This window comes from Aeromonas sp. 604176 (assembly GCF_049170755.1).
GTDB classification, from domain to species: domain Bacteria; phylum Pseudomonadota; class Gammaproteobacteria; order Enterobacterales; family Aeromonadaceae; genus Aeromonas; species Aeromonas veronii_A.
Genome location: NZ_JAAKNE010000175.1, coordinates 1 through 5,204, shown reverse-complemented (window position 1 = coordinate 5,204; position 5,204 = coordinate 1). Strand labels below are relative to the sequence as shown.

General features: G+C 60.1%; 6 protein-coding genes. 3 read left to right on the top strand and 3 right to left on the bottom strand.

What is annotated here, in order from left to right; all coding sequences use genetic code 11:
• Nucleotides 1-48: 48 nt before the first annotated feature.
• On the top strand, nucleotides 49-1,089 hold the full coding sequence (locus G5358_RS19955; RefSeq protein ID WP_042864152.1) for an IS481-like element ISAs19 family transposase: 1,041 nt from the start codon (nucleotides 49-51) through the stop codon (nucleotides 1,087-1,089).
• A gap of 457 nt (nucleotides 1,090-1,546) precedes the next feature.
• Here G5358_RS19955 and G5358_RS19950 read toward each other — a convergent pair whose 3' ends face one another.
• Entirely contained in the window at nucleotides 1,547-2,512 is a 966-nt protein-coding gene (locus tag G5358_RS19950) for a GlxA family transcriptional regulator (protein ID WP_119197100.1), read from the bottom strand.
• Nucleotides 2,513-2,597: 85 nt separating this feature from the next.
• On the bottom strand, nucleotides 2,598-3,368 hold the full coding sequence (locus G5358_RS19945; protein WP_421324775.1) for an MBL fold metallo-hydrolase: 771 nt from the start codon (nucleotides 3,366-3,368) through the stop codon (nucleotides 2,598-2,600).
• A gap of 256 nt (nucleotides 3,369-3,624) precedes the next feature.
• On the opposite strand from G5358_RS19945, the gene G5358_RS19940 reads away from it, so the two are divergent.
• Both G5358_RS19940 and G5358_RS19935 read left to right on the top strand, forming a co-directional pair.
• On the top strand, nucleotides 3,625-4,038 hold the full coding sequence (locus G5358_RS19940; RefSeq protein ID WP_010672291.1) for an Hsp20 family protein: 414 nt from the start codon (nucleotides 3,625-3,627) through the stop codon (nucleotides 4,036-4,038).
• Between the two features lie 92 nt (nucleotides 4,039-4,130).
• On the top strand, nucleotides 4,131-4,571 hold the full coding sequence (locus tag G5358_RS19935; protein WP_119197098.1) for an Hsp20 family protein: 441 nt from the start codon (nucleotides 4,131-4,133) through the stop codon (nucleotides 4,569-4,571).
• Nucleotides 4,572-4,643: 72 nt separating this feature from the next.
• Here the strand turns inward: G5358_RS19935 and G5358_RS19930 are convergent.
• Nucleotides 4,644-5,204: aminotransferase class I/II-fold pyridoxal phosphate-dependent enzyme (locus G5358_RS19930; protein WP_421324773.1), on the bottom strand; the 561-nt coding region annotated here is incomplete at its 5' end.

The following is a 5,204-nucleotide window of genomic DNA, read 5'->3' as shown; positions in this document are numbered from 1 at the left end:
AACCGGATAACAAAACGGTACCCCTACCGTGTTATCCGGAGTCACCGTATGACCACCAACGAGAAAGTAGCACGTCGTAAACTCAGCCTGCTAGAGCTCGCCAAAGAGCTCAATAACGTCAGCAAAGCCTGCAAGCTCATCGGCTACAGCCGCCAGCAGTTCTACGAGATTCGCCGTAACTACCAGACCTATGGGGCTGAGGGCTTGCTCGACAAACTCCCCGGCTGTAAAGGGGCGCATCCCAACCGGGTCGCTCCCGAGATTGAACAGGCTATCCTCGATTACTCTCTCACCAGACCAACCCATGGCCCGCTGCGGGTCGCGCAAGAACTGGCTCTGCAAGGCATCAACGTCAGTGCGGGCGGTGTGCGTGGCGTGTGGCAACGTCACGACTTGCTCTCCAAGCATGACCGCTTGTTGCGCCTTGAGAAAACCCATAGGGAACAGACGATTGAGCTCAATGACGAGCAGATCCGCCTGCTCGAGCGCTTCAGCCCCGAGTTTCGCGAACGCCAAATTGAGGTTCACTACACCGGGGAACTGGTGGCGGTCGACACCTTCTTCGTCGGCGCACTCAAGGGGGTGGGCAAGGTGTATCTGCAAACCGTACTGGACTGCTACAGCCGCCACGCCTGGGGACGGCTCTACACCAGCAAGCTGCCGGTGACCTCGGTCCATGTGCTCAACGAAACGGTACTGCCGTTCTTCGAAGCCCATGAGGCTCGGGTCTATACCATCCTGTCAGATAACGGGCGCGAGTTCTGTGGGCGCCCAGACCATCATCCCTACGAGCTGTTTCTGCAACTGGAGGGAATTGAACACCGGACAACCAAGGTACGCAGGCCGCAGAGCAACGGTTTTATCGAGCGACTGCATCGCACACTGCTGGATGAACACTTCCGTATCAAGGGGAGAACGACCTGGTATGAGTCGGTAGAACAGATGCAGACAGACCTGGATAGCTACCTGGAACACTACAACACCCAGCGGCCACATCAGGGCAGGATGATGGAGGGTCAGACCCCCTACAGCATGTTCAAGAAGGGTCTGAAATTGATACCGAAGGAAGTGCGCACTAAAGTAGCGTAAACAAGACACCGGTTTGAGGCCGGTGTCAGGTGATAACTAGATCTGTACAAGATCTCAGGAATGAGATGAAGCGGGCAGGCCAATGGGTGAAAGAGGAGCTCAAGCGCCGGAAGCAGAGTAAAGATTCAGATCTTCAGGAACCGAGTTCTCCAGCTGACCCGAAACCACTGCGGGAAAAGCCATAATCTCCTTGGAATTGCTCAAGTCACCAGATGTGTTCATAACTAACTGAAATTTAAGGTGTTTCATGAGTTATGAGATTTCGTAAGATTCATTGCAACATTGATGAGATTTTTCGTGCGCACGAAGGCCGATAAGTGGCTGTTTTCATTGAATGGTGATTCTCAGTAGAAGTGAGATCCGACAGCCCGACAACCATCAAAAGCCGCTCCTCGTGAGCGGCTTTTTGTTTTCTGGGGCAAGGAAGAGGGCGCGTTCCACGTGAAACATGAGGGACCTAGACTCTGTCACCGCGAAAGGTGCGGCGCCACTCCCGCGGCGACACCCCGAAGCGGGCGCGAAAGTGCTTGCGCAATATGGTGGCAGACCCGAGCCCCACCAGTTCGGCGATGCGTTCCACGGTGTGGGCGCTGGACTCCAGCAGCGTCTGGCTGCGGCGCAGGCGCTCCGCCATCAGCCACTCCCCGAGGGAGAGACCGGTGGCGAGCTGGAAGCGGCGGCTAAAGGTGCGTCGGCTCATCATGCAATGTTCCGCCAGGCTGTCCAGGGTGTGGGGCGCGGCCAGGTGCAGGCGCAGGTGATCGAACAGCTGGTTGATCCTGGCATCCCGGGTGGTGGCGGGTACCGGCTGCTCGATGAACTGGGCCTGGCCACCCTCCCGGTGGGGAGGCACCACCAGCCGCCTGGCCAGCTTGTTGGCAATCTGGCTGCCGTGATGCTGGCGAACCAGATAGAGGCAGCAGTCGAGGCTGGCGGCGGTGCCAGCCGAGGTGATGAGCCCGTCGTCGTCGACGTAGAGGGCATTGGTATCGAGCCGCACCCGGGGGAAGCGCTGGACGAACTCCTGTTCAAATTCCCAGTGGGTGGCGGCACCGCGCCCGTCCAGCAGGCCGGCATAGGCCAGCACATAGGTACCGAGACAGAGCCCCACGATCTGGGCTCCCCTGATCCGGGCGGCAACCAGGGCATCGAGCAGGGGCTGGGCGGGGCGCTCGGCCGGATCGCGCCAGAAGGGGATGATGATGATATCCGCCTCCAGCAGCCCCTCCAGGCCATAGTCGGCCTCCATGCGAAAGCCCTGGGAGGAGGCGGGTTGCCGCGTGTCATCCCCGGCGCAGAGTCTCAGCTCGAACAACGGCTGGCCCGGCATCATCTTGTCGCCAAAGATGAGGCAGGGCACCGAGCAGTGAAAGGGGCTGAAGCGATCGAAGGTTATGACGGCGACGATGAGAGGACGGGGCATGGTGGCAGACTCCTTTGCACTCGGATCCCCATCATACGGGGCAGCAACAGAAAGCCGAAGGGCCATGTGGTGCCCGGCCTCTCGCTCAGAGCACCATGGTGTCGCCATCCTCGGGCACCCTTACCCGGGCGGCCATCCCCTGGCTGTCCAGGTAGTCACGCAGCTCCCGCCGGGACAGCAGGGCATGATTGACCGCCTCCATGTGGCTGGCGATCAGGGTGGCCTGCGGGGCGGCCTGATAGACGGCGGCCACATCCTCCTTGCCCATGATGATGGCGCCCAGACCCGTCACCTGGGCATCGCCGCAGTTGAGGACAACGACCTCGGGTTGGTGCCGGTGCAGCGCTTGTTCAACCTGGGCATTCCAGACGGTGTCGCCGGCCAGATAGAGGGTCTTTTCGGCGGGATGGGAGAAGACCACTCCGCTGACCTCGCCAAGGCGATCCCCCAGCAGGGCCATGATGGTATCGCTGCCGTGTCGGCCTTCCGTCTGTTGCAGGCGGATGCCGGCGAACTCGCCGACCTCGCCCAGCAGGCGCACATCCTCGAAGCCGCATCCCCTCATGGTGTCGGCATCTTTCTGATGCTGCACGAACAGGGGAAGGTGCTTGGGGATCTTCGTTTTCGCGACATCGTCCCAGTGATCCAGATGGTCATGGGTGACGATCACCGCATCCACCTCCAGCAGGGTCGCCATGGGCAGCGGCAGCTCGACCAGGGGGTTGCGAAGATGGCTGTTGGCCATGCCTTCGAAGCCGGGGTAGCTCCCCTTGGGGGCCAGCATGGGGTCGATGAGGAAGCGGGTTCCTGCGTAGTGGATGAGCAGGGTGGAGTTGCGAACCTGGGTAATCTTCATGGCGTGCTCCGGTTTCTCGTTGGGGACACGGCCAGTATGGAGGGATGAGGGACGGATCATGAGTGGCCCGCAGGCCTATTATCGATCCAATCGGGCCATTCTTGATGGCCTGCATTTCTTTTGTTTTTACCCCTTGAAAGCCAAATGCTGGCCCCTATATAGATAACAAGGCCGGAATGCTCGACAGAGGTTTCGACCAGGCGCCCGTCCATCAGGAGGGCAAACAATCCGTTATCGCTCACAAGAGGGTAATACTATGCGTTCTATCGACTTTTCTCCGCTCTATCGTTCTGCCATCGGTTTCGATCGTCTGGCCACTCTCATCGAATCTGCCGCCAGCAATGGCAATGCCGGCTATCCCCCCTACAACATCGAGCAGCTGGGTGACAGCGACTACCGCATCAGCATGGCGGTGGCGGGCTTTACCCAGGAAGAGCTGGAGCTGAGCTTCCAGGAAAATCTGCTGACGGTGAAGGGCAGCAAGCAGGCCGACACCGAGCGCAACTACCTCTACCAAGGCATTGCCGAACGCGGCTTCGAACGTCGCTTCCAGCTGGCCGACTATGTGCGGGTGAAGGGGGCCGACCTGAAGAACGGTCTGCTGCACATCGACCTGGTGCGCGAAGTGCCCGAGGCGATGAAGCCCCGCAAGATCGAGATCAACGGCTGACAGCCTGACCTCGTCGCATTGCTGATGTTTCCCGGGTGCCGATGGCGGGCCCGTGGAGAGTAAACCCTGTTGCTTTATAGAAGGATAGGATCATGCGTAACCTCGATTTTTCTCATCTCTATTCCAATGCCGTCGGCTTCGAGCGGATGGCCCGCGAGCTGGAAGGCCTGTTCGATCAGAAGACCTCGGCCTACCCCCCGTACAACATCGAAAAGCGGGATGACGACAGCTACCTCATCACGGTTGCCGTGGCCGGTTTCGATCGCAATGAGCTGGAGCTGGAGACCGAAAACGGTACCCTCAAGGTGAAGGGGCGCAAGGTCGCCACCATGGGCGAGCGCCAATTCCTCCATCAGGGGATCGCCGAGCGGGACTTCGAGCTGGCCTTCAAGCTGAGCCAGCACGTGGAAGTGCAGGGGGCCAGGCTGGAGCACGGTCTGCTGACCATAGAGCTGGCCCGGGAGCTGCCGGAAGCGCTCAAGCCCCGCGCCATCCCCATCGGCAAGCCCGATCAGCTGGCTCTGCCCGGTTAAACAAAATCGCTGACCACCTGATAGAAAAGAGGCCTGCATCTGCAGGCCTCTTTTTTCATGCCGAAGGGGGAATCAACCGGCGTAGAGGGCGTTGATCTCGTCGGCCAGGATGGCGATGCCGCGACGCACCAGATCTTCGCTCTGGGCATAGTTGAGGCGGATGCACTCCTGGCTGTGGCGCCACTCGGGGTCGTCGATGCCGGGGAAGAAGTAGTGGCCGGGCACGATCAGCAGGTTCTTCGCCTTCAGTCGCTCATACAGCTCCTGGCAGTGGATCGGCAGGTCTTCGAACCAGAGCCAGAGGAAAAGGGCTCCCTCCGGCTTGTGGATGTGGAAGCGCGGGTCCGGAATAGCCTCGCGCAGCAGCTGGACCGCGAAGGTGGCTTTCTGCTGGTAGAAGGGTTTCACCACCTGTTCGCTCAGGGTGATGATGTCTCCGCTCTCGATCATCGGAATGGTGATGGCCGGACCCAGGCTGCCCGGTGCCAGATTGATGATGCCGCTCAGGTTGGTGATGGCCCGGATGATCTTCTCGTCGGCGATGACGATGCCGCAACGGGTGCCCGGCAGGCCGAGCTTGGAGAGGCTCATGCAGAGGATGGTGTTGGCGTTCCAGAACGGCTTGGCGTCGCT

Coding starts and splice junctions, on each gene's coding strand:
- G5358_RS19940 (WP_010672291.1), top strand. CDS start 3,625: ATGCGTTCTATCGACTTTTCTCCGCTCTATCGTTCTGCCATCGGTTTC.
- G5358_RS19935 (WP_119197098.1), top strand. CDS start 4,131: ATGCGTAACCTCGATTTTTCTCATCTCTATTCCAATGCCGTCGGCTTC.
- G5358_RS19950 (WP_119197100.1), bottom strand. CDS start 2,512: ATGCCCCGTCCTCTCATCGTCGCCGTCATAACCTTCGATCGCTTCAGC.
- G5358_RS19955 (WP_042864152.1), top strand. CDS start 49: ATGACCACCAACGAGAAAGTAGCACGTCGTAAACTCAGCCTGCTAGAG.
- G5358_RS19945 (WP_421324775.1), bottom strand. CDS start 3,368: ATGAAGATTACCCAGGTTCGCAACTCCACCCTGCTCATCCACTACGCA.